We start from the raw sequence: 26,525 nt of genomic DNA on the forward strand, positions 1-26,525 counted from the left end.
GCCGAGCTCCGCCCGCCCCCTCCCTCAGCCGGTCTCGGGGAAGTGGCAGGCCACCTCCCTCGCCTCCCCGGGCCGGGCGATCCGCAGCGGCGGAGCCTCCGTCCGGCAGATCTCCCGCGCCTTCGGGCAGCGCGGGTGGAAGGTGCAGCCCGGCGGCGGCGCGGCCGGGCTCGGCGGATCGCCGAGCAGGGTGATCCGCTCCCGTGCCCGCTCCGCCGCCGGATCCGGCAGCGGCACGGCGGAGAGCAGCGCCCGCGTGTAGGGGTGGGCGGGCTCCTCGTACACCCGGTCCTTGGGGCCGATCTCCACGATCCGCCCCAGATACATCACCGCCACCCGGTCGCAGACCCGCTTCACCACCGACAGGTCGTGGGCGATGAACAGACAGGCGAGCCCCAGCTCCTTCCGCAGGCGCTCCATCAGGTTGACGATCTGCGCCTGGACGGACACGTCGAGCGCCGAGACCGGCTCGTCCGCGACCACGAGGCGCGGCCCGGTCGCGAGGGCCCGCGCGATGGCGATCCGCTGCGCCTGGCCGCCCGAGAACTCGTGCGGATAGCGGTCCAGATGCTCCGGGAGCAGCCCCACGAGTTCCATCAGCTCCGCCGCGCGCCGGCGGGCCTCGGCCGCCGGCGTCCCGTGCACCAGCAGCGGGTCGGAGATGATCCCCGCCACCGTCCGGCGCGGGTTGAGCGAGGAGTGCGGATCCTGGAAGACCATCTGGAGCTCGCGCCGCAGCGGTTTGAGGGCGCGCCGGGAGAGCCGGCCGATGTCGCGCCCGTCGAACGCGACGGTGCCGGAGGTCGGAGCCAGCAGTCGCACGATCATCCGGCCGGTCGTCGACTTGCCGCAGCCGGACTCGCCGACCAGGCCCAGGGTCTCGCCCGACGCGATGTCGAAGCCGACGCCGTCGACGGCCCGGACCGGGGCCGACCGGGACCGGCGCCCGGGAAAGGTCATCGTCAGGTCCCGTACGGACAGGAGCGGCGGGACGGGCCGGAGGGGCTGTGCGGTCATGAGGGGACGCCTTCGTACGCGGGGAAGTGGCAGGCCGCCGGATGTCCGGCGGGGCCGGCGAGCACCGGGCGCTCGTTCGCGCACCGCGCCCGCTCCTCGCCCGTGCCGGCGGAGATCCGGGGACAGCGCGGCGCGAACGCGCAGCCGGGCGCCGGGTCGAGCAGCGAGGGCGGCGAGCCGGGGATGGCCCGCAGCGGGAGGTCGTCCGGGTCGTCGAGCCGGGGCAGCGAGTCGAGCAGCCCCCGGGTGTACGGGTGCGCGGGCGCGGCGAACAGGTCGTCGGCCGAGGCCCGTTCGGCCGCCCGTCCGCCGTACATCACCAACACCTCGTGCGCGACCCGGGCCACCACGCCCAGATCGTGCGTGATCATGACGACGCCGAGGCCCCGCTCCTCCTGCACCCGTGCGATCAGCTCCAGGATCTGGGCCTGCACGGTGACGTCGAGGGCGGTGGTCGGCTCGTCGGCGATGAGCAGGTCGGGTTCGCAGACGAGCGCCATGGCGATCATCACGCGCTGGCGCATGCCGCCGGAGAACCGGTGCGGGTACTCGCCGGCCCGCCGGGCCGGCTCGGGGATGCCGACCTCGCCGAGCGCGTCGACGGCCCGCCGGCGGGCGACCGCCCGCCGCGAGCCGAAGTGCACCCGGTGGTGCTCGGCGATCTGCTCCCCGACGGTGTAGTACGGGTGGAGGCTGGACAGCGGGTCCTGGAAGATCATCGCCATCCGCCGGCCGCGCAGCCGGTTCAGCTCGCGCTCCGGCAGGCCGACCAGCTCGCGCCCCTCCAGCCGTACGGAGCCGGACACCTCGGCGCCGGTGTGCAGTCCCATCACCGCCGTGGACGTCACGGACTTGCCGGACCCCGACTCGCCGACGATGCCGAGCGTCCGGCCGCGCGGCACGTCGAAGGAGAGCCCGTCCACGGCCCGCACGGGGCCGCGCCGGGTGGGGAAGACGACCGTCAGATCGCGTACGGAGAGCAGGGGCTCGGGTGCGGTCATCAGTACCTCACTCGCGGGTCGACGACCGCGTAGAGCAGGTCGACGCACAGGTTGGCGACGACGATGAACGTGGCGGCGAGCAGCGTCACGCCGAGGATCACCGGCTGGTCGCCGGTGGCGAGGGCCCCGTAGAAGAGCCGTCCGACGCCCGGCAGACCGAAGATCGACTCGGTGATGACGGCGCCCGCGAGGAGCCCGCCGAGGTCCATGCCGAAGAGGGTCAGGATCGGTGTCACCGCGGCCCGGAGGCCGTGCTTGACGACCACGGTCCGCCGCGGCAGGCCCTTGGCGCGGGCGGTGCGGATGTACGGCTCCGCCATCGACTCGATCATCGAACTCCGGCTCTGCCGCGCGTACATGGCGGCGTAGAGGACCGCGAGGGCCAGCCAGGGCAGCAGCAGGTTGGACGCCCAGGCCGCCGGGTTCGTGCCGAAGGGGACGTACGTCGGATAGGGCAGCACGCCGGCCACCCGGATCAGCCCGTGGATGAGCATCACCGAGGTGAAGTAGACGGGCAGCGACGCGGCGGCCACCGCGCCGACCATCAGCGCTCGGTCGGTGAGGGTGTCCTTGCGCAGGGCGGCGGTCACCCCGGCGCCCAGGCCGAGCACCAGCCAGATCACGGCGGCGCCGACCGCGAGCGAGGCGGAGACCGGGAGCCGGTCGACGAGCAGGTCCCAGACGGGCTGGCTGCTCTCGTACGAATAGCCCAGGCACGGGAAGTCGCAGGCGAGGGCGTACGGGCCGGTGCCCACCGTGCGCCCGGTGAAGACGCCGGTCAGGAAGTCGCCGAACTGCCGCCACAGCGGCTGGTCCAGGCCCATGTGGGCGCGGATCGCGGTGAGCCGTTCGGTGCTGCACGCCTTGCCGCAGGCCGCGGTGGCCGGATCGGAGGGCAGCACGTAGAAGATGAGGAAGGTGACGGCGGCGACGGCCACGAGGACGCCGAGCACGCCGAGGAGCCGGCGGCCGAGGTAGAGGATCACGCGCGGCCTCCCCGCGGGTCGAACACGTCCCGCAGCGCGTCCCCGAGGAGGGTGAACGCGAGGACGGTGAGGAAGAGACAGAGGCTCGGCACGACGAAGTACATCGGGTCGGTGTCGTAGAAGGCGACGCTCTCGGCGATCATCTGTCCCCAGGAGGGGGTCGGCGGGCGCACTCCGACGCCGAGGTAGCTGAGCGCCGCCTCGGTGGCGATCATGCCGGGGACGATCAGGGTGGTGTACGCGATGACCGGGCCGGTGACGCCGGGCAGGATGTCCCGGACGAGGACGCGCAGGTGCGAGGCGCCGCTCACCCGTGCCGCGTCCACGTACGCGCGGTGCCGGAGCGAGAGTGTCTGACCGCGCACGACCCGGGCGATGCCCGGCCAGCCGAAGAGGCCGATGACCAGGGTCATGAGCAGGATCCGGTTGACGTCCCTGGCCACCGACATCATCGCGATCATGAAGATGAGGGAGGGGAAGGACAGGGTGAGGTCCATCAGGCGGGACAGGACGGTGTCGGTGCGGCCGCCGAAATAGCCGGCGGCGACGCCCGCCGCGACGCCGGCGACGACCACGATCGCGGTCGCGGAGAAGGCGATGAGCAGCGAGACCCGGGCGCCGTGCACGACCCGGGCGAACAGGTCGCGGCCGGTGACGGGTTCGACGCCGAGCCAGTGCTCGGCGGACATCCCGCCGAGCGGGCCGATGGGCAGGCCGCCCAGGTACGGGTCGACGGCGGAGGGGTCGAACTCCTCGGGGCCCCAGCCGCCGAGGGCGCTGAGCAACGGGGCGGCCAGCGCCATCAGGGCGAAGAGGGCGACGACGGCGAGCGCGACGAGGGCGGAGGCGCGGCGGCGCAGCTCGGCGGCGGCGAGCCGCCACGGGCCGCGGCTTGTGGGAGCGGGGGATCTCCCGGCGGCCGGGGGCGTACCGGCGCCGGGCGCGGTGTCGGTGGAGGTCACGTGAGGGCTCAGCTCCCGCTCTTCGAGGGGTCCTTGAGGCCGACGGTCGCGTAGTCGATCTGGCCGCCGAAGGAGGCGTGGCCGAAGGCGCCGGCGATGTTCGGGCCGACCAGGAGCGGCAGGCGTTCGACGACGGCCGGCGCCGTGGGCGCCTTGGCGAGGATCTGTCCGTCGAGCTCCTGCCAGGCCCTGTCGGCCTGGGCGGCGTCGGTCATGGCGGCGATCTCGTCCATCCGCTTCATCGTGGCCGGGTCGCGGAAGAGGGAGTGGTTGCCGGAGTTGCCCTTCTCCTTGATGGAGCGGCCGTCGAAGACGAAGGGCAGGAAGGTGGATCCCGAGGGGTAGTCGGGGCACCAGCCGGTGTAGACGAGGTCGGTGCGGTTCGTGGTGTCGCCGATGGTGTCGTAGAAGGCCGAGGGGTCGACCGTCTCGATGACCACCTTGATGCCGACGCGGCCGAGGGACTGCTGGATCGCCTCGGCGACTCCCTTGTCGCCGGTGGAGACGGTCAGGCCGGTGGAGAACCCGTCGGCCCTGCCCGCCTCCGCGAGCAGCCGCCTGGCCTTCGCGACGTCGCCGGTCGGCGGGATCTTGAGGGTGTCGGGCTGCTTGCCGCCGGCGAAGAGGGAGCCGGGCATGAGCGCGGTCGCGGGGTCGTTGAGCGCCGGGCCGCCGGAGGCGGTGACCACCGACTGGCGGTCGAGGGCGTACTGCACGGCCTGCCGGACCCGTACGTCGTCGAAGGGCGCGCGGCCGGTGTGCATCTGCACCATCTCGGTGCAGTTCGTGGACTCGGCGAGCAGCCGGGCGCGGACCTCGGGCCGGGTGAGGACCTTGGGCGTGGACTCGGGGCGGAGCTTGGCCCAGGGGACGGCGGAGGCGTCCGCGCCGGTGCCCGCGACCATCCGGTCGTCGATCTGGTTGCCCTTGAGTCCCATCGTCACGACGATCCGGTCGGGGTATGCCTTGCGCACGGTGTCGGTCGCGGGGTCCCAGTGCGGGTTGCGGACGAGCACCAGCCGCTTGTCCCGGGCGTACGACTCGATCTTGTACGGCCCCGAGGAGAAGGGCCGGTTGTCGTACCGCGGCCCCGTGTCCCGGGACGCGGGTACGGGGGCGAAGGTCGGCAGCACCGTCGCGTAGGGGAACTCGGCGAAGGGCTTGCGCAGTTCGAAGACGATGGTCCGGTCGTCGGGCGTCTTGACGGAGTCGAGGTGCCTGCCGCCGGCCGGGCCCCGGTAGCCCTCCGCGCCGGCGAGGTAGCGGGCGGCGTAGTCGGGGCCGCCGGGCAGGTCGGGGGAGAAGGACCGCTCGACGTTGTATTTGACGTCCCGTGAGGTGACGGGCGAGCCGTCCTCGTACTTCAGGCCCTTCTTCAGCCGGAAGGTCCAGGTCTTGGCGCCGTTGGACGAGGTGCCGAGGTCCTCGGCGAGGTCGGGGGCCAGCTCGCCGCCCGCGGCGCCCGGTTCGGCCTGGTAGGTGAGCAGTGTGCGGTAGAGCAGCCGGGTGCCGAAGTCCATGTCGCCCATCACCCAGTTGCGGGCGGGGTCGAGGTGGGTGAAGTCCTGGTTGGACAGGACGGTGAGGGTGCCGCCCCTGACCGGTGTGCCGCCCACGATCGTGCCGTTGGTGCCGGTCGCGGGGTTGGCGCCGGTGCGTCCGCCGCCCGCGGGGGAGCCGGCGCCGCCGGAGCAGCCTGCGGCGGTGAGGGTGAGGGCCGTCAACAGGGCGGTGGCGAGGGCGAGTCGAGCGTGCTTGTCCATCAGGGTCACTTCCGGTGGAGAGGCGCAGGACGAGAAGGCGCGGAGTGGAATGTGACCCGTAAAATAGTAATGTGAAATTGCACTGCGCAAGCCCTCGGACACCACCAAGCTCAGGCGGCGCGGCGTCGGAGGCATGAAAAGGGGCCGGGCGGGAGACACGCCGGGGGTGAACCTGCTCGGGCGTGGCCTGCCCGCCGGACTCGTCGTCGTGGTGACCGGTGCCTCCAGCGGCATCGGCCGCGCCACGGCGCTCGCCTTCGCGCGGCGCGGCGCCCGCGTCGTGGTGAGCGCGCGGAGCTGGGAGGTGCTGGCGCGGGCGGCGGAGGAGTGCCGGTCGGCGCATCCGGCGGCCGGGGCGGTCGCCGTACCGGCCGACGTCACGGACGCCGCCGCCGTGGACCGCGTCGCCCGCACCGCGCTCGCCCGCTTCGGCCGCGTCGACGTCTGGGTGAACGCGGCGGGCGTCGGCGTCCTGGGCGCCCTCACCGACGTGCCCGTGGAGGACGTGCGCCGCCTGTGGGACGTCAATGTGCTGGGCGCCCTGCATGGCGCCCGGGCGGCCCTGCCCGTGATGCGGGCGCAGGGACACGGGGTGCTCGTCGACATCGCCTCCGTCCTCGGAGGCGTCGTCCAGGCTCCGTACATGGGCGCCTACGCGGCCTCCAAGGCCGCGCTCGTCAGCCTCGACGAGGCCCTGCGCCGCGAGCTGTCGATCGCGGGCGCCGACGGCGTGACCGTGTGCACCGTCCTGCCCACCGGGGTCGACACCCCGTTCTTCGACCACGCGGCCAACCGCACCGGCCGACGGGTGCGCACCCTGCCACCCATGGCCACCCCGGAGCGCGTCGCCCGGACCGTGCTGCGCACGGCCGCCCGACCGCGCCGGCGCGTGACCGTGGGGCCCGGCGCGCGCCTGCTGCCCGCCGCGTACGCCCTCGGCCGACGGCCCACACTCCGCCTCATCGCCTGGCGGACCGAGCACCACTACCTCGGCCCGCACGGATCGGCCGAGGACTCCCCGGGCCGGCTGCGGACCCCGTCCGGCGACTCGGCCGCGATCCGGGGCGGGCGCGCCGCCGGGGCGCGCACGGCCGCCCGCACCGCCTCGCTGCTCGGCGCCGCAGCCCTCGGCGTCCGGGCCGTGGCCCACACCCGTTCCCGACACCGCTCGACCACCCCTCCCGGAAGGAGGCCGCGCTCATGGCTCAATGGCACCGGCTGATCGGCACATCCCCCGCGCACGTCTGGTCCGTCCTCGGCGACGGGGAGCTCTACGCCCAATGGGTGGTGGGGACCCACGAGACCTGGGAGCGCGACGACAGGTGGCCCGCCGAAGGATCCGAGCTGGGCTACACCCTGAAACTCGGCCCGTGGACCACCGAGGGCCGGACCATCTCGCGGATCTGCGAACCCGGACACCGCCTGGAGCTCGAGGCGGTCAACGGGCTCGGCAGCGCCCGCATCGGCTTCCGGACCCTGCCGTGGGGCGACGGCTGCCTGGTCCTGGTCGACGAACACCCGCTCAGGGGCCCCGTCACGCCGCTGCACAACACCGCCCTCGACGCGCTCATCCGCTGGCGGCACCGCAGCATGCTCGCCCGGCTCGACCGCGCCGCCACGGAGAAGGCCGGGGCCCGAGAGGACACGACAGGTGCCCCCGCCTGACGCCGTCGTGATCGGGGCGGGCCCCAACGGTCTGGTCGCCGCCAACCTGCTGGCCGACGCCGGCTGGCAGGTCCTGGTCCTGGAGGCCCAGGACGAGCCCGGCGGGGCCGTGCGCAGCGACCGGGGGGTCCACCCCGACTTCGTCCACGACACCTTCAGCGCCTTCTACCCGCTGGCCGCCGCCTCGCCCGTGCTCGGCGCGCTGCACCTGGAGCGGTACGGTCTGCGCTGGCGGCACGCCCCGGCCGTCGTGGCCCACCCGCTCGCCGACGAACGCTGCGCGGTCCTCGGCCGGGACGTCCGACGGACCGCCGACTCCCTCGAAGGGTTCGCCCCCGGCGACGGAGCCTCCTGGGAGCGGCTCCACCGCCTCTGGCTCCGCACCGGCGACGACCTCGTGAACTGCCTCTTCACGCCGTTCCCGCCGGTGCTGCCCGGTCTGCGGCTCGCCGGCCGGACCGGACCCGACCTGCTCCGGCTCGCCCGCACCATGCTGCTGCCCGCCCGCCGCTTCGGGGACGAGAACTTCGCGGGCGAGGGCGGCAGGCTGCTGATCGCCGGCAACGCCCTGCACGCGGACCTCGGCCCCGAGTCCGCCCTGGGCGGCGGCTTCGGCTGGCTGATGTGCATGCTCGGCCAGGTCCACGGCTTCCCCGTGCCGGCCGGCGGCGCCGGCATGCTCACCCGCGCCCTCGCCGACCGGTTCCGCGACCGGGGCGGCGAACTGCGCTGCGGCCACGCCGTGACCCGGGTCGTGGTCCGGTCGGGCCGTGCCGTCGCCGTGCGCACCGACGACGGTACGGACGTACGGGCCCGGCACGCCGTCCTCGCCGACATCCCCGCCCCCGTGCTCTACCGGCGGCTGGTCGGCGAGGAGCACCTTCCGGCCCGGGTCCGCGCCGACCTCGCCCGCTTCCAGTGGGACTACGCCACCGTCAAGATCGACTGGGCCCTCGCCCGTCCCATTCCCTGGACCGGCGGCGGCGCGCGGGACGCCGGGACGGTGCACGTCGCCGAGGGCGTCGACGCCCTCACCCGCTTCGCGGGCGAGCTGGCCATGGACCAGGTGCCCCAGGTGCCGTTCACCGTCCTGGGCCAGATGACGACCGCCGACCCGAGCCGCTCGCCCGCCGGCACCGAGTCCGCCTGGGGATACACCCACGTGCCCCAGCACATCCGCGCCGACGCGGGCCCCGACGGCATCGAGGGCCGGTGGGACGAGCGCGAGAAGGAGGCGATCGCCGACCGCGTCGAGGCCGGCGTCGAGCGGCTCGCCCCCGGCTTCCGCGCCGCCGTCCTCGCCCGGCGCGTGCTGGCACCGCCCGACCTGGAACGGCGCAACCCCGCGCTGATCGGAGGAGCCGTCAACCAGGGCACCACCAACCTCCACCAGCAGCTCGTCTTCCGCCCCCTGCCCGGCACCGGGCGCCCCCGCACGCCCATCCGGGGGCTCTACCTCGCCTCGGCCACCGCCCACCCCGGAGGCGGCGTCCACGGCGCCCCGGGCGCCAACGCGGCCCGCGCGGCGCTCGGGGCCCACCTGCGGTTCCGCCGGCGGCACTGACGCCGGCGACGACGACGGCCCTCCCGCGCGGGTGCGCGCGGCGGGCGGTCGGGGTCGAATGGGGTGCGGAACGGATACGGAAGCGGACACGCGCACCGGCGCGAGCACGGAAGGGCCCGAACGGACCGGACGCCCAGGGCGCGGACGGACCCGGCCCGGCCGGAGGCGCGCGCCCGGCGCGTGCACGCGACCACGGCGGAAGGGACGGAACGGCATGGGCGAGCTGATCGCGGTCACCGGGGCCACCGGGCGGGTCGGGCGGCGGGTGGTCGGCCGCCTCGCCGAGGCGGGCGCCGAGGTCAGGGCGCTGGGGCGCGACGCGGCGAGACTGGCCGCGCTGCCGGTCACCGACACCCGGACCGCGTCCTACGACGACGGCGCCGGGATGCGCGCCGCGCTCGACGGCGCGGCCACGCTCTTCCTCGTGTCCGCGCACGAGGCGCCCGGCCGGGTCAGGACCCATGCCACCGCCGTGGACGCCGCCGTCGCCGCCGGCGTGCGGCGGATCGTCTACCTCTCGTACCTCAACGCCGCCCCGCACGCGACCTTCACCTTCGCCCGCGACCACTGGCACACCGAGCAGCACATCCGCTCCACCGGCCTGCCCTTCACCTTCCTGCGGGACAGCACCTACCAGGCCGACCTGGTCGCGATGGCGTCCTCCGAGGGAGTCCTGCGCGGGCCCGCCGGGGACGGCCGCGTGGGCGCCGTCACCCACGACGACGTGGCCGACTCGGCCGCCGCGGTGCTGCTCGGCGACGGGCACGACGGTGCCACGTACGACATGACCGGGCCCGAGGCGCTGAGCTTCGACGAGGTCGCCGCCGCGCTGAGCCGGGCCACCGGCCGCACGGTTACCTATCACCCGGAGACCCGGGAGGAGGCGTACGCCTCGCGCGCCGTCTACGAGGCGCCCGAGTGGGAGGTCGAGGGCTGGGTGACCTCGTACGAGGCCATCGCCGTCGGTGAGATGGACGACGTCTCCGACGACGTCCGCACCCTGACCGGACACCCGCCGCAGTCCTTCGCGGACTTCCTCGCGGCCCATCCGGAGAGCTACCGTCGGCTGCTCTCCCCGTGAATCGCTCATCTGTTCGGTTTATCGTTTACGCTGGAACCATGACCGCAGTACGACCCGCCCTCCCCGGATTCCAGGGCTCCCTCTTCGACCAGGGCTCCGACATCGGACCCGGCCCCCTGGACGGCGTCCGGCGCACGGAGCTCGGCCACGGCGCCTGGGTCGACCACCTGCCCGGCTGGTTCCACGGTGCCGACGCCCTGTTCGAGGAACTCGTCGAGGGCGTCCCCTGGCAGGCCGAGGAACGCACGATGTACGACAACGTCGTGGCCGTCCCGCGGCTCCTCGCGTACTACCGGGAAGGCGTCCCGCTCCCGCACCCCGCCCTCGTCGAGGCGCGCGAGGCCCTCGACGCGCACTACGCCGCCGAGCTGGGCGAGCCCTTCGTCACGGCCGGGCTCTGCCTCTACCGCGACGGACGCGACAGCGTCGCCTGGCACGGCGACCGCACCGGCCGCTCCGCCACCCGGGACACGATGGTCGCGATCCTCGCCCTCGGCGACCCCCGCGACCTCGCCTTCCGCCCGCGCGGCGGCGGTCCGGTCGCCCTGCGCCTCCCCTCCGGCCACGGCGACCTCCTCGTCATGGGCGGCTCCTGCCAGCGCACCTGGGAGCACGCCGTCCCGAAGACCGGCCGCGCCGTCGGCCCCCGCATCAGCGTCCAGTTCCGCCCGCGCGGGGTGGCCTGAGCTGACGGGCGAGTGAGCCGAAGGGCGCCGCGGGCATCGAAAGGGAGCGCGCGCGGAGTCCGCGAGGAACGAGCGGGCGAGCACGGTCGACCGTCGATGCACGCTGCAGGCGCCCGGAGGGGAACCGAGCCCCAAAAAAGGGGGGTCAGCGCAACTGGCGCCGCACCAGCTCGTGGAACAGACCGCCCGCGTCCGCGAGCAGCTCCGCCGGTGTGCCCTGCTGGACGATCCGGCCGTCCGCCATCGCGATCACCCGGTCGGCGCCCATCACCGTGGAGAGCCGGTGGGCGATCACCACCCGGGTCGCCGCCAGCGCCTTCGTGGACTCGATGACCACCCGCTGGGCCTCGTTGTCCAGCGCGCTGGTCGCCTCGTCGAGGAAGAGGATCCGGGGCTTGCGGATCAGGGCCTGAGCGATCATCAGACGCTGCCTCTGACCGCCGGAGACGGTGCCGCCGCCGTCGGACAGCATCGTGTGCAGACCCATCGGCATCGCCCGTATGTCGTCGGCGAGCCCGGCGAGGGTGACGGCCTCCCACGCCTCCTCCAGCGTGTACGCCTCGGCGCCGCGCAGACAGTCGAGGATCGACCCGGTCAGCGGCCGGGCGTGCTGCAGCACCACCCCGCACTGGCGGCGCACCGCCGCCTGGTCGAGCGCGGCCAGGTCCTGGCCGTCGTACAGCACACTGCCCTCGGTGGGCCGGTCGAAGCCGATGAGGAGCCGCAGCAGCGTCGACTTGCCGCAGCCGCTCGCCCCCACGATCGCCACGAACTCCCCGGGCCGCACCGCCAGGTCCACCCCGTCGAGCACGAGCGGGCCGTCCTCGGTGTAGCGGTACGACACCTGCCGGGCCTCGATCGCGCCGCTGAGCACGCCCGGCCGCGCCGCCCCGCCGCGCACCTCGGGCGTCGCCCGCAGGATCGGTTCGACCTGCTCGAACACCGGCAGCACGGCCGCGACCGACAGCAGGGCGCCGGTCACCTGGGTGACCGAGGACAGCAGCATCGTCAGGGCGGTCGAGAAGGTGAGGAACTCGGCGGCGGACAGGCTGCCGCGGGCCGGGCCCGCGAGCAGCATGAACATCACCAGCGTGCACAGCGGCAGACACACCGCGCCGAGCACCGTGAGCGCGTTCTGGATCCGGCCGGCCCGCTGCTGGAGCACCCGCGTGCGGGCGAACTCCCGCGCCCAGGCCGCGTAGGCGAAGCTCTCGGCGGCGGCGACGCGCAGCTTGGGCAGCCCGCGCAGGGTCTGGAACGCCTGGTTGTCGAGCCGGTTGCCGAGCTCGACCAGTTGCCGCTGGTAGCGGAGCTGCCACAGTCCGAGGCCGAGGAACACCGCCGCCACGACCAGCAGCAGGGCGAGGGCCACGAGCGCCAGCGGCACGCTGTGCACGAGCAGCAGGACGAGGTTGGTCACGCCGACCGTGCCCGCCTGGAGGCAGACCGGGGCCACCCCGGCGACCATGCGCCGGATGGCGCCGATGCCCAGCGCCGCGTTGGCCAGCTCACCCGTCGAGCGTCCGGTGAAGAAGGTCGTCGGCAGCCGCAGCAGCCGGTCCCACACCGCCGGCTGGAGCGTGGCCTCGATCCGGCCCTCCATCCGCAGCAGCGACACGTTCTGCATCAGCATGAACGCGGCCGAGACCACGGCGGTCGCCAGCAGCGCGACGGCGGTCTGCACGATCAGATCGCGCTCGGCCGCCGGGACGTACTCGCCGAGGACACGACCGGTCGCCACCGGCACCGTCGCGCCGAGGACCACCGCGACCAGACCGCCGACCAGCAGGGCGCGCAGCTCCTGACGGGTGCCGCGGAGGCTGAAGCGCAGCAGCCGGAGCAGCCCGAGGCGGCCCTCCGGCAGCGGCCGGTAGAACATCACGGCCCGCCGCTCGAAGCCGCCCTCGTTCGCCTCGCCGATCCGCTCCCGCCGCCCGCCGGCGCGGTCGACCGCCACGTAACCGCCGCGCCGCCACAGCAGCGCGACCGGTGCGCCGTCCGGTTCCCGCCGGCCGACCAGCGGCCCGCAGTTCTCCCGCCACCAGCGGCCACGCAGCGCGACCTCTCGGGTGCGGAACCGGGCGGCGAGCGCGACGCGGTCCACCGGATCCGTCCGCTCGTCCCCGGTTCCGGCCGTCGCGGAGACGGCCGAGGCGACCGCGTCCGGCAGCGCGATCCGGGCCTCGGCGGCCACCAGCCGGCACACGGCGAGGGTGGCGTCGGCGTCGGTGCCGTCGCCGACGCGGTCCCGTCCGCCCGGGCGGCCGAGCGCGGCGAGCAGCGCGCGGTCCGCCTCGCTGCCGGCCGCCCGGCCCGCCGCCAGGCCGGCCGCCGTACGGTCCTCCTGCGCCCGCTCGCGCCGCTCGATCCAGTCGTCGAGGGCGTACAGCAGCCGGTACTGCTGCTCGACCATGCCCTGCCACAGCGCCGCGTCGACCAGCAGCGTGCCCGCCGCCTCCGCCTCGTAGGCGGCGCCGTACGCCAGGCTGCCCGGGGTGATGTGCATCCAGACGATCTCGTCGTCGTCGGCGGCGGCCCGGGTCTCGCCGAACCTGCCGTCGAGCGGCGCCTCGTAGAGCACCCGCAGCCCCCGGCCGACGCCGAGCGCGAAGGCGTCCTCCAGCGGGCTCGCGACCGGCGCCCCGACCGGCGAGCCGCCCGGGGCGGCCGAACCGTACGCCGTGTGCGCCCCGTACCCGTCGTACGTCCCGTACCCGCCTCGGTCCTCGTGCCACGAGCCGTCCCAGGTGCCGTTCCAGGTCCCGCCCCACGTCCCGTCGTGGGGCACCGTCCCGTACTCCGGCCGCCGCAGTTCGCGCAGCTCGATCCGGCGCAGCAGGCACTCTTGGGAGGGCCGGCCGACCAGGGTGTGCCGGGGGCCCTCGGCGGGGCCGAGCAGCAGCGCGCCCGCCTCGACCCGGCCGAGGAAGTGCCAGGCGCCGGCGTGTGCCGCGTCGACGGCGAAGAGGTCGAGGCTGCCGTGGACGACCAGCCACAGCACCGACGGGGTCTCCAGGGACAGGCTGCGCAGGCCCGTGCAGTCGACGGGCGCGCCGAGCCCGCCCAGGGCGGCGAGCACCGGATCGGACGGCGGGGCGGCCGCGGCGACGGACGACCCGGCGGAGGGGCCGACGGCGGGGTCGGGGAACGGGGTGGTCACCTCAGTGCTCCTTGACCAGTTCGGCGTACGGGCCGCCCGCCGCCACCAGGTCGGCGTGCCGCCCGCGTTCGACGACCGTGCCCCGGTCCAGGACGAGGATCTCGTCGCTGTCCCGCACGGTGCTGAGCCGGTGGGCGATGACCACGCAGGCGCAGCCGCGCCGCCGCAGGTTGTCGATGACCTCCCGCTCGGTCACCGCGTCCAGGGCGCTGGTGACCTCGTCGAGCACCAGCACGCTCGGGTCGCGGACCAGGGCCCGGGCGAGCTCCAGGCGCTGGCGCTGGCCGCCGGAGAAGTTCCGGCCGTCCTGCTCGACCCGGCTGTGGATGCCGCCGGGCCGCCGGGACACCACGTCCAGGACGGCGGCGTCCGCGAGCGCGGCGACCACGGCCTCGTCCGGCACCGACGGGTCCCACAGCGCCACGTTGTCCCGGACGGTGCCCTCGAAGAGGAACACGTCCTGGTCGACGAAGGCGACGGACGCGGCGAGCGCGCCGCGCGGGATGTCCGCGAGACGCATCCCGTCGATCCGGACGGCACCCTCCCAGGGGGCGTACAGGCCGGCGATGAGACGGGAGACGGTGGACTTGCCGCTGCCCGAGCCGCCGACCAGCGCGACCTGCCGGCCCGGCCCGACCGCGAGGGAGAAGTCCGTGAGCAGCGGCGGGTCCAGAGGGCTGTAGCCGAAGGTGACGCCGTCGAGTTCCACATGGCCGGTGAGCCGGCGGGCGCCGCCGGCCGGCTCGCGCCGGGTGTGGACCGGGTCGACGGGGAAGTTCTCGACGTCCTTGAGACGGGCGACGTCGGCGGCGAAGTCCTGGATCCGGCCCGCGACCGCGCCCAGGCGGGCGATCGGGGTGGTGAAGCCGGTCACGAGGGTCTGGAAGGCGACCAGCAGACCGACCGTCAGGTGTCCCTCCACCGCCCGCAGTCCGCCGATCATGAGGATGAGGGCGCTGTTGAGGGCGGCCAGGGTGGGTGCCACGATCGCGAGCCACGCGCTGGGCACGCCGAGCCGCTGCTGCACGTCGAGGGTGACGGCGTGCTGGCCCGACCAGCGGCGGAAGAAGCCGTCCTCGCCGCCCGTCGCCTTGATCGTCTCGATCAACTGGAGGCCGCCGTACGAGGTGTTCGTCAGCCGGGCGCTCTCGGCGCGCAGCTTGTGGGTGCCGGTGGCCCTGACCCGCATCGTGATCCGCAGAGCGACCACGTTGAGCAGGGCGACGCCGATGCCGACGACGGTGAGCTGCGGGTCGTAGGTCCACAGCAGCACCGCGTACAGCAGCACCACGACCGCGTCCACGCCGGCCGCCGACAGGTCGCGGGCCAGGGTCTCGGCGACGGTGTCGTTGGACCGCAGCCGCTGCACCAGGTCGGCCGGGCTGCGCTGGGCGTAGAAGGCGACCGGCAGCCGGAGCAGGTGCCGCAGGAAGCGGGCGCCGCCCAGGGTGGAGGAGACGATGCGTCCGCGCAGCAGGTTGGTCTGCTGGAGCGCGGTGAGCGTGGCCGTGAGCACCAGGGCGGCCGCCATGGCCACGAACAGCACCCCGAGCAGCGAGTCCTGGCCGCCGATGAGGAAGGTGTCGATGTACGTACGGCTCAGGGCCGGCACCCACGCGCCGACCGCGACCAGGAGGATACTGGAGAGCACCGCCGCGGCCATCGTGCCCGACGTCCCGCGCAGCCGGGCGGGCATGGCGCCCAGGACGCCCGGCCGGCGACCGCCGCGACGGAAACCGGCACCGGGCTCGAAGACCAGCACGATGCCGGTGAAGGCGGTGTCGAACTCCTCCATGGGCACGAACCGGCGGCCCTTGGCCGGATCGTTGACGTACACCCCGGCCCGGCCGAAGCGCCGGCCCATGCCGTCGTAGACGACGTAGTGGTTGAACTCCCAGAACAGCACGGCCGGGGCCGCGACCTCGGCGAGCGCCGCCAGGTCCATCTGCATGCCCTTGGCCTGGAGCCCGTAACCGCGCGCCGCCTTCAGGAGGTTGCTCGCGCGCGAGCCGTCGCGGGAGACACCGCAGGCGATCCGCAGCTCCTCCAGCGGCACGTGGCGGCCGTAGTGGGCGAGGACCATCGCGAGCGCGGCGGCGCCGCACTCCACCGCCTCCATCTGGAGCACCGTGGGGGTGCGCACGGTCCGGGGCCTGCCGCCCCGCAGGACGGGACGGCGCCGGGGCGCGGGGCGGCGCCGGGGCGAGGAGGTCTTCTTGCGCGGGTTCAGCCGGTTCACGGGAGCAGCCAGTCGACGGGGCGTTGCGAGGAGAGGTGGACGGCACCGGTGACCGGCGTGCCGGAGTCGTCGGCGTCCGGGCGGCCGCCGGAGCGGTCCAGGGTGACGAGCACCGCCACCGGATTGCCCTGCCGGGTGAACTGCGCGGCGAGCCCGTCGTCGCCGAGGAAGCCACCGATCTGCGCCCGCGTCTGCGGCGCGCGGCCCACCGAGCCGATCCGGCCGCGCAGCACCGCGCCGCGGTCACCGGCCGCCGAAGGGAGGGAGACGTCGACCGGGGCGCCCGCGCGCAGGGCGGCGGCGTCGCCGGCCGGCACGTACAGGACGGCCACGAGGGGGTCGTCCGGATCGGTGACGCGTTCCACGGTCGCCACGTCGGCGCCGGTGGCGAGGACCGCGCCCGCCCGGACGTGCAGCGCGGCCAGTCGGCCGCCGGCCACGGCCCGCACCGGCCGGTCGCCCCGCTCGGTGCGGACGACGGCGAGTGGCTGATCGGCGGAGACCCGCGCGCCCTCGGAGACGAGGATCTCGGTCACCTGACCGGCGACCGGGCTCTGCAGCAGATACCTGCCCTCGGCACGGGTGAGGATGCCGGGAGCGCTCAGTTTGGACGTCACCGTGCCGGTGAACGCCCATACGCCCGCCGCGGCCATGAAGAGGACCGTGACGACCAGCACGAGGCGGCCCTGGGGGCGGGCGAAACGCACCGGCAGATCGAGTTCTTCGGGCGACTGCAGCTTGGAAAGAGCCTTTTGGCGAAATTGCATGGACTATTCCTTCGACTGCATTTCTCTCGCCGCGCCACGAAGACCGGCGGGGGGCCGTGGACCCCGGGGAGAACACCCCCCGGGGTCCACGGGCACGGTCTGCTCAGAGACCGGCGAGACCGGTCACGGCGGCGGTGTTCACCGAGACGCCGGTGATGCCCTGGGCCAGGCCGGGGACGCCGGTGGCGATGCCCTCGACGGCCTGCACGGTCTGGAGGGAACCGACGGTGCCGAGCAGGGTGGCGACGTCACCGGTCGCGGCGCCGGCGAGACCGCCGTTCACGCTGATGACACCGCCGGAGACGGCGTCGAGGGCGTTGTCGTCGAGCTCGAGGGTCTCGATGTCGTTACGCATGGAGCGCACCTTTCGTCTGGGTGGGGGGAATCCGAATGCCGCGGCGCGGCAGATCAAAGCACGCGAACGGGTGGCCGAGCCAATTCCGTTGACGTCCTTTCAGGACCGTTCGTGCACGTCGCGCGACGGGCGTGCAGCATGTTTCACGCGATGACGACAACTTCTTCGCAGGAGCGAGTAACGGATTCGGGCGGTCCGGTCCACGCCGGGGACGAAGGGGGCGAATCCCGGTGGAAGTGCCCGCCGGCGCGTGACGGATCGCGGAGCCGGGGAGGAGGCCCGCTTCGCGGCACGTACACAATGTGCGGGTTCTCGGCAGAGGCCGGGAGCGGCGCGGGGAACGCGACGGGCCCCGGGAACCGTCCGATTCCCGGGGCCCGTCGGGGGCGCGGGCCGGCCGGCCCGCGGAGGTCCGCGCGTCACAGCCACCCGGACCGCTGGGCCTGCAGCGCCATCTGGAAGCGGTTCGCCGCGCCGAGCCGGGCCATCAGGACCTGGAGCCGCCGGAACAGGGTGCGGCGGCTGATCCCCAGCTCACGGGCGATGACCTCGTCGCTCGCGCCGCCCGCGAGCAGCCGCAGCAGCCGCCGGTCGGCGGGCGGCAGACCGGCCGGCCGGGCGCTGCGCCCGTGGAAGGGCAGGGCGCTCCGCCAGGACTGCTCGAACAGCGCGACCAGCGCCGACAGCAGTCCGCACGGCTGGACGACCAGCACCGTGTTCACCACGTCGGCCTCCTGGATCGACAGCGACACCAGCGCGTACGCCTCGTCGATGATCAGCAGCTTGACCGGCACCGACGGCAACACCCGCGCCTGCTCACCGGCCTCGATGCACGGCTCGATGACCGTGCTCAGCTTCGCCGGGTGCTCCAGCGACGCCTGCGAATAGACCACGCGCTGCCGCACCCCCCGGGCGAGCGTGGCGAGCGCGTCCTCGGTGGCCCCGGCGATCGGCACGTACGGCGGCGAGTCGAACTGCCGGATCTGCTCCCGGGCACTGGCCCATGCCTGCCGCATCCGCGGGCCGATCGCGTCCCCGGTGACGACCTCGACGAGATGGTCGTTGTACGCGGCGAGCCGGTGCCGCCGGAACGACTCGAAGGCGCCGCCCACCGCGATCCTGGACTCCTCCAGCTCCGCCGCCCGGTGCCGGGCCAGGATCTCCAGACCCGCCGCCGGCGGCACCGGCGCCACCACGTCCCCGTCCGCCGCCGCCGCGCTCGCCAGCCCCGCGTCGACGAGCTCCCCGTACGCCGCCGCGAGCTCCGCACCGCCCAGACCGGCGGCCCGCCCCACCTCGCCCAGCGGCGCGGGCGCCGCGTCGAGCAACGCCAGATAGACCGTGCGGGCCGCCTCACCGACCCCCAGCAGCCGCAGCGCCTCCCCGAGCCTCGCGTTCGTCATACGGCGCATTATCGGTGCCCTCCGCCCTCCCGGCTGGCCGATCGGTGCCACTGGCACTTCTGGGCCCCACGACGACCCTGCCCGGGACTACCGTCCAGGGGCCGAACGCACCGCACACCCACCGGACGAAGGGGCACCCGTGGCCAAGCGCCGAAAGAACGGCCTGTACACCGAGATCTCCGCCGAACTGTCCGCGCTCATGCGCACCGGATGGGCGGACACCGAGCGCGACGACCTCACCCCCGACGAGCAGGCCCCGCACGCCGCCCGCCGCCGCGCCGCACTCTCCGCCCGCTTCCCCGGCGAGCGCCTGGTGATCCCCTCGGGCAACCTCAAGGTCCGCTCCAACGACGACACCTACCCGTTCCGGCCGTACTCCGGCTATGCGCACATGACCGGCGACCGGGCCCGCGACGGCGCCCTCGTCCTCGAACCGCGCGCCGACGGCGGCCACGACGCCTTCTGCTACCAACTGCCCCGCGACAGCCGGGACAGCGACGAGTTCTGGATCGGCTACCACGCCGAGCTGTGGACCGGCCGGCGCCGCTCCCTCGCCGAGTCCGAGCGCGTCCTCGGCCTGCCCTGCCGCGACATCCGCACCGCCGCACAGGACCTCGCCGCCTCCACCTGGCCCACCCGGATCGTCCGCGGCGTCGACCCCGCCCTCCAGGCCGCCGTCACCACCGACGAGGAGCGCGACGCCGAACTGGAGGAGGCGCTCGCCGACCTCCGGCTCGTCAAGGACGCCTGGGAGATCGGCGAGATGCGCAAGGCCGTCGACTCCACCGTGCGCGGCTTCACCGACGCCGTCGCGGAGCTCTCCCGCGCCGTCGCCACCTCCGAGCGCTGGATCGAGGGCACCTTCTTCCGCCGCGCCCGCCTGGAGGGCAACTCCGTCGGCTACGGCTCGATCTGCGCCGCAGGCGAGCACGCCACGATCATGCACTGGACCGACAACGACGGTCCCGTGCGCCCCGGCGAGCTGCTGCTCCTCGATGCCGGCGTGGAGACCCACACGCTCTACACCGCCGACGTCACCCGCACCCTCCCCATCAGCGGCACCTTCACGCCCGTGCAGCGCCGGGTCTACGACGCGGTGTATGAGGCCCAGGAGGCCGGCATGGCCGCCGTCAAGCCCGGTGCCGCCTACCGCGACTTCCACGAGGCGGCCCAGCGCCACCTGGCGGCCCGGCTGGTCGAGTGGGGCTTCGTCGAGGGCCCCGCCGAGCGCGCCTACGCACTCGGCCTCCAGCGCCGCTTCACCATGGCCGGCACCGGACACATGCTCGGCCTCGACGTCCACGACTGCGCCGAGGCCCGCAACGAGGACTACGTCGACGGCGTCCTCGAACCGGGCATGGTGCTCACCGTCGAGCCCGGCCTGTACTTCCAGCCCGACGACCTCACGGTGCCCGAGGAGTGGCGCGGCATCGGCGTCCGCATCGAGGACGACCTGCTCGTCACCGAGGACGGCCACGAGAACCTGTCGGCGGCCCTGCCGCGCTCCGCCGACGAGGTCGAGGCATGGATGGCCCGCTTCGCCGGCTGACCGACCGCCCGCCCTCGCCGCGAGATCCGGGAGCGGCGCCGCGCCACGGGGGTGCGGCGCCGCTCCCGGCCCGCGCCGCCCCCGCCCGCCGTCCCGCCTCCCGGCCTGCGCCGCCCCCGGGCCGGGTCTACTGTCGAGACATAGGCCATAGGTGCGCCGACGCTCCCGCGGCTTGGCGGTTCTCGCAGCCCCGCGGTGGAGGGACCAAGGGCGCGCGGAAGGAGCCCGCCATGACCCGAACAGTGCGAGCGGCGATCGCCCTCGCGGGAACCGCGGCCCTGTCCCTGGGCGCGCTCGCCACGAGCGGCGCGCAGGCGACCGGCGCGGCGGCCGCCCAGGAGGACGTGCGGATCGGACTGCTCCTGCCGGAGAGCAAGACCACCCGCTACGAGAAGTTCGACCGGCCCTACATCGAGGCCAAGATCAAGGAACTCGCGCCGGGCGCCCGGATCGACTACTACAACGCGGCCGAGAGCGCCACGACCCAGCAGCAGCAGGTCAACACCGCCCTGACCAAGGGCAACAAGGTGCTCATCCTGGACGCCGTGGACGCCAAGTCCATCCAGTCCTCCGTGGAGAAGGCCAACAAGGCCGGCGTCAAGGTCGTCGCCTACGACCGCCTCGCCCAGGGCCCGGTCGACGCCTACGTCTCGTACGACAACCGCAAGGTCGGCGAGCTCCAGGGGCAGGCGCTGCTCGACGCGCTCGGCGACAGGGCCGACGACGGCGAGATCGTGATGCACAACGGATCGCCGACCGACCCCAACGCCGCCGAGTTCAAGGCCGGAGCGCACTCCGTCCTCGACGGCAAGGTGAAGATCGGCAAGGAGTACGACACGCCGAACTGGGACCCGAACAACGCCAACCAGCAGATGTCCGGTGCCATCAGCGCGCTCGGCAAGGACCGGATCGTCGGCGTCTACTCCGCCAACGACGGACTGGCCGCCGGCATCGCGACCGCCCTGAAGGCGGCCGGCATGAACGTGCCGCTGACCGGACAGGACGCCCAACTGGACGCCATCCAGCGGATCCTCCTGGGCACCCAGACCATCACCGTGGAGAAGCCGTACAAGCCCGAGGCCGACATCGCCGCCCGGATGGCCGTCGAACTCGCCGAGGGCAAGCCGCTCTCCAAGGACCTCACCCCCACCACCGTCACCAGCGGCAGCGGCCAGAAGGTCCCGGCCACGCTGCTGACCCCGGTCGTGGTGAACAAGGACAACATCAAGGACACGGTCGTCAAGGACGGGCTGTACACGGTCCAGGAGATCTGCACGCCCGCCTACGCCGACGCCTGCAAGAAGGCCGGACTCCAGTAGCCGGCCGTGCCGTCGAGGAGGCGGTCGCGGTGCCGGAAGCACCAGTGCTGACACTGCGGGGGATCTCCAAACGGTTCGGCGCGGTCCAGGCCCTGTCGGACTTCGACCTCCAGGTCCGTCCCGGCGAGGTGGTCGCCCTCGTCGGCGACAACGGCGCCGGGAAGTCGACCGCCGTCAAGGCGATCGCCGGAGTGAACCCGCCCGACGGCGGCGTCATCGAGTGGCAGGGCCGGCCGGTCTCGATCAACCGGCCCCACGACGCCCAGAACCTCGGCATCGCGACCGTCTACCAGGACCTCGCGCTGTGCGACAACCTGGACGTGGTCGGCAACCTCTTCCTCGGCCGGGAGCTGCGCCGCTTCGGGGTGCTCGACGAGGTCCGCATGGAACAGCGCTCCCGCGAGCTGCTCGACACCCTGTCCATCCGGATTCCCTCCGTCCGCATCCCGGTCGCGTCCCTCTCCGGCGGCCAGCGCCAGACCGTGGCCATCGCCCGCTCCCTCATCGGCGACCCGAAGGTCGTCATCCTGGACGAGCCGACCGCCGCGCTGGGCGTCGAACAGACGGCCGAGGTCCTCGACCTCGTCGAACGGCTCCGCGAACACGGCCTCGGGACCATTCTGATCAGCCACAACATGGTGGACGTGATGGCCGTCGCCGACCGGATCGCGGTGCTGCGCCTGGGCCGTAACAACGGCTTCTTCGACAAGCGCTCCACCACCACCGAGGAGATCATCTCCGCCATCACCGGCGCCACCGAGAGCGCCGTCACCCGCCGCCAGGCCCGGATCCGCGAGGAGCGGCAACAGCGCGGTGGCCGGGACCAGCGTGAGGACCGGGAACGGCGTGAGGAGCGGAAACAGCGCGGGGAGGAGACGTGATGAGACGCTCCCAGGAGCCCGAGGGCCCCCTTCCCGGCGGCGGCGCCACCCCGCAGGAGCCCGCGCCCGAGGCCGTGCCCGCCGTCGACAGCCGGCTGATCGTCCGCGAGGAGGGCTTCCGCGGGTACGTGGGCGAGTTCCGCCGCAAGCTGCGCAGCGGCGAGCTGGGATCCCTGCCCGTCGTGGTCGCGGTGATCATCATCTGGACCGTCTTCGGCAGCCTCGACAGCGCCTTCCTCTCCGCCCAGAACCTCTCGGACCTCAGCCAGCAGATCGTCGGCACCGGAATGATCGCCGTCGGCATCGTCTTCGTGCTGCTGCTCGGCGAGATCGACCTCTCCGTCGGCTCCGTCAGCGGCCTGTGCGCGGCGATCTTCGCCGTCCTCAACGTCCTGAACGGCATGAACGAATGGCTGGCGCTCCTCGTCGCCGTCGCCGGGGGAGCGGCCGTCGGACTCGTCCACGGCTTCTTCTTCGCCAAGGTCGGCGTGCCCGCCTTCGTCGTCACCCTCGCCGGCAACCTCGCCTGGAACGGGCTGATGCTCCAGGTGCTCGGCACCAGCGGCACGGTCAACATCCCCAGCGAGAGCGTGGTCGCCGAGCTCTACTCGACGATCTTCTCCAGCCCGGCCGCTGCCTACATCGCCGCCGCCGTCGGCGTCGGACTCTTCCTGTTCGCCTCGCTCCAGGACGCCCGGCGCCGGCGGGCCGCCCGGGTGCCGTACCGGCCGGTCGCCGAGATCGTGCTGCGTACGGTCGTCATCGCGGCCCTCGCCTTCGCCGCCGCGTACATCCTCAACCGCTACCAGGGACTGCCGCTGGCGCTGCTGATCTTCCTGATCCTGCTGGTGGTGCTCGACTTCGTGCTGCGCCGCACCCGCTACGGGCGGCAGATCTTCGCGGTCGGCGGCAACATCGAGGGCGCCCGCCGGGCGGGCATCAGCGTGCCCTTCGTCCGGATGAGCGTCTTCACCGTCGCCGGCACCATGGCGGCGATCGGCGGCATCTTCCTCGCCGGACAGATCCAGTCCGCGAGCCAGACCTCCGGCGGCGGCAACCTCCTGATGAACGTGATCGCCGCCGCCGTCATCGGCGGCACGAGCCTGTTCGGCGGGCGCGGCTCCGTGTGGTCCGCCCTGCTCGGCGCCCTGGTGATCGGCTCGATCCAGTCGGGCATGAACATCATGGGTGTCAGCAACGCCATCCAGTTCATGATCACCGGCTCGGTGCTGCTCGCCGCCGTGGTCGTCGACTCCCTGTCCCGGCGCAGCCAGAAGGCCGCGGGACGCGCCTGAGACTCCCGGGGGAGCACGCGGGCGCGCCCGCGGCGCGGTGGGGCGACGGCTACGGCCGGTGGAACACCACCTCCGGATGCTCGGGGCTCGGCCCCGTCAGCAGCGGCTGCGGCAGGCCGCGCAGATGCTGGTCGAAGAACGCGGCGAGGTAGGCGCGCGTCACGCCCAGCGCCCGGTCGACCGGGATGGGGCCGGCGGGCACCCCGAAGTGATGCTGGATCACCGGGCCGTCGGAGAAGCTGAAGTGGTCCGATCCGGATACCGTCAGCCAGCGCTTCCAGCCGCCGAGCGCCCGCCAGGTCTCGTCCCAGCTCGTGTCCTCCCCGCCCGGGCGGTGGAACTCGTCCGTGCCGAGGAAGAGGAAGGGCCGTCCGCCCAGGCCGTCGGCCGGCAGCGCGTCCCAGAAGGTGCCGTCCATGTTCACCCCGGCGTCGATCCGCCGGTCCGCGGCCATGGCCGCGGCGGCGCTCGCGCCGCCGATGGAGTGCCCCGCCATGCCGATCCGGGACCGGTCGATCGCCCGCGCCGCGTAGCGCCAGGCGGGCTTGGGGCCGGTCAGCCGGTCGAGGAGGAAGCGGACGTCCGCCGCCCGCGCGGCCGTGACGTCCTTGCCCTCCGCGCGGCCCTCCTCCAGAGCGGTGCAGGCCGCGCAGGTCAGGATCCGGCCGCCGGGGTAGGCCGTGCCCGAGGTCTCGTGGGCGTGGTCGACGGACGCGACCACGTAACCGCGCGAGGCGAGATCCTCGGCGACGTGGGTGAGCGTGAACCGCGGTACCCCGAACCCCGGCGACAGCACCACCAGCGGATGCCGCCCCGGCGCGGGCCGCGCGTCCGTCCTGCTGTACGTGCCCATGCCGGCCAGGGCCCGTGCGGACGCCGGGTCCGTCACGCCGACGCCTTGGAGCAGCAGCCGGGCCTCCTCCTCCGTGGAGTACGGCGCGGGCCCGCCCTGCGCGCGGCGGGCCGCCGGATAGTGCAGGGTCACCATCAGCTCCCGGCCGTCCGCCGTGGGCACCCACGGGTCCGGCCGGGACCGGTCGACGAGGTGGAGGGTGGAGCTGCCGACGGCGAGCCTGCCGGTGGGGGCCGGAAGTTCGAGCGGGTGGGCGGCGGGGGAGGAGGCGGCGGACGCGAGTGCGTCGGCGGATACCAGGGCTGGGGCCGGCGGCGGGGTCGCGGCGGACGCGGGGAGGGCGGTCGCGGGTAAGGCGACCGCGCAGGCGAGAAGGGCGGCGGCGGCCGCCCGGGTCAGCTTGATCATGCCGAGGACGTTACGGCGGCCCGCGCGCGCCGTGCGTCGGCCCACGGTCGGACCTCCGCGCGCCGCCGTACGCCCCTGGTCGGACGCCCGTCTCCCTCTGCGGATGCGCTCGGCGGGCCGGTCCGCGATCCTGGACGGGACAGGGGGGCCATCCGAGGAGGGCCGCGATGTCCGTGATGGACAAGCTCAAGCAGATGCTCAAGGGTCACGAGGACAAGGCGGGACAGGCCGTCGACAAGGGCGGCGACTACGTCGACCGCAGGACCCAGGGCAAGTACAGCCGCCATGTCGACACCGCGCAGGACAGGCTCAAGCAGCAGCTCGGCGAGACGCCGCAGCGCCCGGAGGAGCCGCCTCAGCGGTGACCCGATGACACGAGAGGGGCGCGCGGCCGATGCCCGGCCGCGCGCCCCTCTCGTCGGGACGCGACTCCCGTCAGGACTCCCGTCGGGACTCCCGTGACTCCTGTCAGGACTCTTGTCCTGTCAGGTCTTCTCGGAGACCTCGCCCACGAGGTCGCCGACCTTGTCGTCCGAGAGCGTCCGGGCGATGTCCGCCTGGGCGATGATGCCGACCAGGATGTGCCCGTCGATGACGGGGACGCGGCGGATCTTGTGCTCGCTCATCACGCGCAGCACCTCGCTCACGTCGTCGTCGGCGCCGACGGTCACGATCTCGCCCTGGGCGAGCTCGCCGGCCGTGCACTGCGACGGGTCCTTGCCCCGGGCGACGACCTTCACGACGATGTCGCGGTCGGTGAGCATGCCCTTCAGCCGCTCGTCGGGCCCGCAGATGGGCAGCGCGCCCACGTCGAGCTCGACCATCTTCCGGGCCGCGTCGACGACCGTCTCGCTCGCTCGGACGCAGGTCGCGTCCGCGGTCATGATCTCGCGTGCGGTGGTCATTGGCTCCTGCCTGTCCTGGTGTCGTGGTGGGAGGGGGAGGGCCCGATGGTCCCGGCGATCCCCACGATCCGGCCGGGCGCCCGGGCCGAGGGCGTCATGCCGCGCGGTCCTCCAGGGCCCGGACGATCGCCGCCGAGAAGGCGTCCAGGTCGCCCGGCCTGCGGGAGGTGATCAGCGGGTGGCCGCCCGAGGTGTCCACGACGACCTCCTCGTCCCGCCACTTCGCCCCCGCGTTCTCCAGGTCCGAGCGCAGCGAGGGGTACGAGGTCAGTTCGCGGTCGCGGACGACGCCGCTGTCCACCAGGAGCCACGGCCCGTGACAGACCGCCGCGACCGGCTTGCCGGCCTCGGCGAAGGCCGAGACGAGCCGCTGGGCCTGGTCGTCCGTGCGCAGCCGGTCGGCGTTCAGGGTGCCGCCCGGCACCACGACGGCGTCGTACTCCTGGGCGGAGACCTCCCCGAGGGTGGCGTCCGGTTCGACGACCGTGCCCGGCCGCCGGTCCGAGACCACGGTGAGGACCGGCTCCTTGCGCTGCGCGGCGACCGTGACCCGGGCGCCGGCCTCGCGCAGCGCCGCCACGGGCTTGTTCAGTTCGTCCTGCTCCGTGCCGTAGTTCGTGGTGAGGACGAGGACCTTGGTTCCGTCGAGCGTCACGGTCGACAACT

23 protein-coding genes are annotated in these 26,525 nt (G+C 73.9%); 10 read left to right on the plus strand and 13 right to left on the minus strand.

Translation table 11 applies throughout. The features are described from left to right. Positions 1 to 24: 24 nt before the first annotated feature. The 5 genes from ABZ135_RS21110 to ABZ135_RS21130 are packed head-to-tail and all read right to left on the minus strand — an operon-like array spanning position 25 to position 5,729. A complete protein-coding gene (locus tag ABZ135_RS21110; protein ID WP_356697751.1) occupies positions 25 to 1,017 on the minus strand; it encodes an ABC transporter ATP-binding protein in 993 nt (330 codons plus the stop codon). After that, the gene (locus ABZ135_RS21115; protein ID WP_356697752.1) at positions 1,014 to 2,018 is read right to left on the minus strand and encodes an ABC transporter ATP-binding protein; all 1,005 of its coding nucleotides are present in this window, start codon (positions 2,016 to 2,018) and stop codon (positions 1,014 to 1,016) included. The genes ABZ135_RS21110 and ABZ135_RS21115 overlap by 4 nt, the downstream gene beginning before the upstream one ends. After that, positions 2,018 to 3,004 (minus strand): ABC transporter permease, encoded by a 987-nt coding sequence (locus tag ABZ135_RS21120; protein ID WP_356697753.1) that lies wholly within the window; start codon positions 3,002 to 3,004, stop codon positions 2,018 to 2,020. Before ABZ135_RS21120 ends, ABZ135_RS21115 begins: the two co-directional genes overlap by 1 nt. After that, positions 3,001 to 3,966, minus strand: a complete 966-nt coding sequence (locus ABZ135_RS21125) for an ABC transporter permease (protein ID WP_356697754.1) — start codon at positions 3,964 to 3,966, stop codon at positions 3,001 to 3,003. Before ABZ135_RS21125 ends, ABZ135_RS21120 begins: the two co-directional genes overlap by 4 nt. Positions 3,967 to 3,974: 8 nt before the next feature. Further along, positions 3,975 to 5,729: an ABC transporter substrate-binding protein gene (locus tag ABZ135_RS21130; RefSeq protein ID WP_356697755.1), complete on the minus strand. Its 1,755-nt coding sequence runs from the start codon at positions 5,727 to 5,729 to the stop codon at positions 3,975 to 3,977. 166 nt (positions 5,730 to 5,895) lie between these two features. On the opposite strand from ABZ135_RS21130, the gene ABZ135_RS21135 reads away from it, so the two are divergent. The 5 genes from ABZ135_RS21135 to ABZ135_RS21155 all read left to right on the plus strand — a co-directional run bounded on the left by ABZ135_RS21135 (position 5,896) and on the right by ABZ135_RS21155 (position 10,725). After that, a complete protein-coding gene (locus tag ABZ135_RS21135; protein ID WP_356697756.1) occupies positions 5,896 to 6,951 on the plus strand; it encodes an SDR family NAD(P)-dependent oxidoreductase in 1,056 nt (351 codons plus the stop codon). Next, the gene (locus ABZ135_RS21140; RefSeq protein WP_356697757.1) at positions 6,930 to 7,394 is read left to right on the plus strand and encodes an SRPBCC family protein; all 465 of its coding nucleotides are present in this window, start codon (positions 6,930 to 6,932) and stop codon (positions 7,392 to 7,394) included. The genes ABZ135_RS21135 and ABZ135_RS21140 overlap by 22 nt, the downstream gene beginning before the upstream one ends. Further along, positions 7,381 to 8,958, plus strand: a complete 1,578-nt coding sequence (locus ABZ135_RS21145) for an NAD(P)/FAD-dependent oxidoreductase (RefSeq protein ID WP_356697758.1) — start codon at positions 7,381 to 7,383, stop codon at positions 8,956 to 8,958. Before ABZ135_RS21140 ends, ABZ135_RS21145 begins: the two co-directional genes overlap by 14 nt. A 214-nt stretch (positions 8,959 to 9,172) precedes the next feature. Then, positions 9,173 to 10,039: an SDR family oxidoreductase gene (locus ABZ135_RS21150; RefSeq protein WP_356697759.1), complete on the plus strand. Its 867-nt coding sequence runs from the start codon at positions 9,173 to 9,175 to the stop codon at positions 10,037 to 10,039. Positions 10,040 to 10,077: 38 nt separating this feature from the next. Further along, on the plus strand, positions 10,078 to 10,725 hold the full coding sequence (locus ABZ135_RS21155; RefSeq protein WP_356697760.1) for an alpha-ketoglutarate-dependent dioxygenase AlkB: 648 nt from the start codon (positions 10,078 to 10,080) through the stop codon (positions 10,723 to 10,725). A gap of 145 nt (positions 10,726 to 10,870) precedes the next feature. Here ABZ135_RS21155 and ABZ135_RS21160 read toward each other — a convergent pair whose 3' ends face one another. From ABZ135_RS21160 to ABZ135_RS21180, 5 genes are all read right to left on the minus strand, one after another. Continuing rightward, a complete protein-coding gene (locus ABZ135_RS21160) occupies positions 10,871 to 13,804 on the minus strand; it encodes an NHLP bacteriocin export ABC transporter permease/ATPase subunit (protein ID WP_356697826.1) in 2,934 nt (977 codons plus the stop codon). 82 nt (positions 13,805 to 13,886) lie between these two features. Beyond that, the gene (locus ABZ135_RS21165; RefSeq protein WP_356697827.1) at positions 13,887 to 16,028 is read right to left on the minus strand and encodes an NHLP family bacteriocin export ABC transporter peptidase/permease/ATPase subunit; all 2,142 of its coding nucleotides are present in this window, start codon (positions 16,026 to 16,028) and stop codon (positions 13,887 to 13,889) included. A gap of 92 nt (positions 16,029 to 16,120) precedes the next feature. After that, a complete protein-coding gene (locus ABZ135_RS21170) occupies positions 16,121 to 16,891 on the minus strand; it encodes an HlyD family efflux transporter periplasmic adaptor subunit (protein ID WP_356697761.1) in 771 nt (256 codons plus the stop codon). A gap of 103 nt (positions 16,892 to 16,994) precedes the next feature. Then, positions 16,995 to 17,246 carry a hypothetical protein gene (locus tag ABZ135_RS21175; RefSeq protein ID WP_356697762.1) on the minus strand — a complete coding sequence of 84 codons (252 nt, stop codon included), beginning with the start codon at positions 17,244 to 17,246 and terminating at the stop codon, positions 16,995 to 16,997. A gap of 419 nt (positions 17,247 to 17,665) precedes the next feature. Then, positions 17,666 to 18,649: a helix-turn-helix transcriptional regulator gene (locus ABZ135_RS21180; protein ID WP_356697763.1), complete on the minus strand. Its 984-nt coding sequence runs from the start codon at positions 18,647 to 18,649 to the stop codon at positions 17,666 to 17,668. A gap of 199 nt (positions 18,650 to 18,848) precedes the next feature. On the opposite strand from ABZ135_RS21180, the gene ABZ135_RS21185 reads away from it, so the two are divergent. From ABZ135_RS21185 to ABZ135_RS21200, 4 genes are all read left to right on the plus strand, one after another. Beyond that, the gene (locus tag ABZ135_RS21185) at positions 18,849 to 20,198 is read left to right on the plus strand and encodes an aminopeptidase P family protein (RefSeq protein WP_356697828.1); all 1,350 of its coding nucleotides are present in this window, start codon (positions 18,849 to 18,851) and stop codon (positions 20,196 to 20,198) included. A gap of 230 nt (positions 20,199 to 20,428) precedes the next feature. Continuing rightward, positions 20,429 to 21,517 carry a substrate-binding domain-containing protein gene (locus ABZ135_RS21190; RefSeq protein WP_356697764.1) on the plus strand — a complete coding sequence of 363 codons (1,089 nt, stop codon included), beginning with the start codon at positions 20,429 to 20,431 and terminating at the stop codon, positions 21,515 to 21,517. 29 nt (positions 21,518 to 21,546) lie between these two features. Beyond that, positions 21,547 to 22,398 (plus strand): ATP-binding cassette domain-containing protein, encoded by an 852-nt coding sequence (locus tag ABZ135_RS21195; RefSeq protein WP_356697765.1) that lies wholly within the window; start codon positions 21,547 to 21,549, stop codon positions 22,396 to 22,398. Then, a complete protein-coding gene (locus tag ABZ135_RS21200) occupies positions 22,398 to 23,693 on the plus strand; it encodes a sugar ABC transporter permease (protein WP_356697766.1) in 1,296 nt (431 codons plus the stop codon). The genes ABZ135_RS21195 and ABZ135_RS21200 overlap by 1 nt, the downstream gene beginning before the upstream one ends. 49 nt (positions 23,694 to 23,742) lie before the next feature. Here ABZ135_RS21200 and ABZ135_RS21205 read toward each other — a convergent pair whose 3' ends face one another. After that, on the minus strand, positions 23,743 to 24,954 hold the full coding sequence (locus ABZ135_RS21205; RefSeq protein ID WP_356697767.1) for an alpha/beta hydrolase: 1,212 nt from the start codon (positions 24,952 to 24,954) through the stop codon (positions 23,743 to 23,745). A gap of 167 nt (positions 24,955 to 25,121) precedes the next feature. On the opposite strand from ABZ135_RS21205, the gene ABZ135_RS21210 reads away from it, so the two are divergent. Beyond that, positions 25,122 to 25,319 (plus strand): antitoxin, encoded by a 198-nt coding sequence (locus ABZ135_RS21210; protein WP_356697768.1) that lies wholly within the window; start codon positions 25,122 to 25,124, stop codon positions 25,317 to 25,319. Between the two features lie 120 nt (positions 25,320 to 25,439). Here the strand turns inward: ABZ135_RS21210 and ABZ135_RS21215 are convergent, their stop codons facing one another. Beyond that, complete coding sequence (locus tag ABZ135_RS21215) at positions 25,440 to 25,859, minus strand: CBS domain-containing protein (protein WP_356697769.1); 420 nt, start codon at positions 25,857 to 25,859, stop codon at positions 25,440 to 25,442. Positions 25,860 to 25,953: 94 nt separating this feature from the next. Then, entirely contained in the window at positions 25,954 to 26,523 is a 570-nt protein-coding gene (locus ABZ135_RS21220; protein ID WP_356697829.1) for a type 1 glutamine amidotransferase domain-containing protein, read from the minus strand. Between the last annotated feature and the right edge of the window lie 2 nt (positions 26,524 to 26,525).

This window comes from Streptomyces sp. NPDC006339 (assembly GCF_040612775.1).
GTDB lineage: Bacteria > Actinomycetota > Actinomycetes > Streptomycetales > Streptomycetaceae > Streptomyces.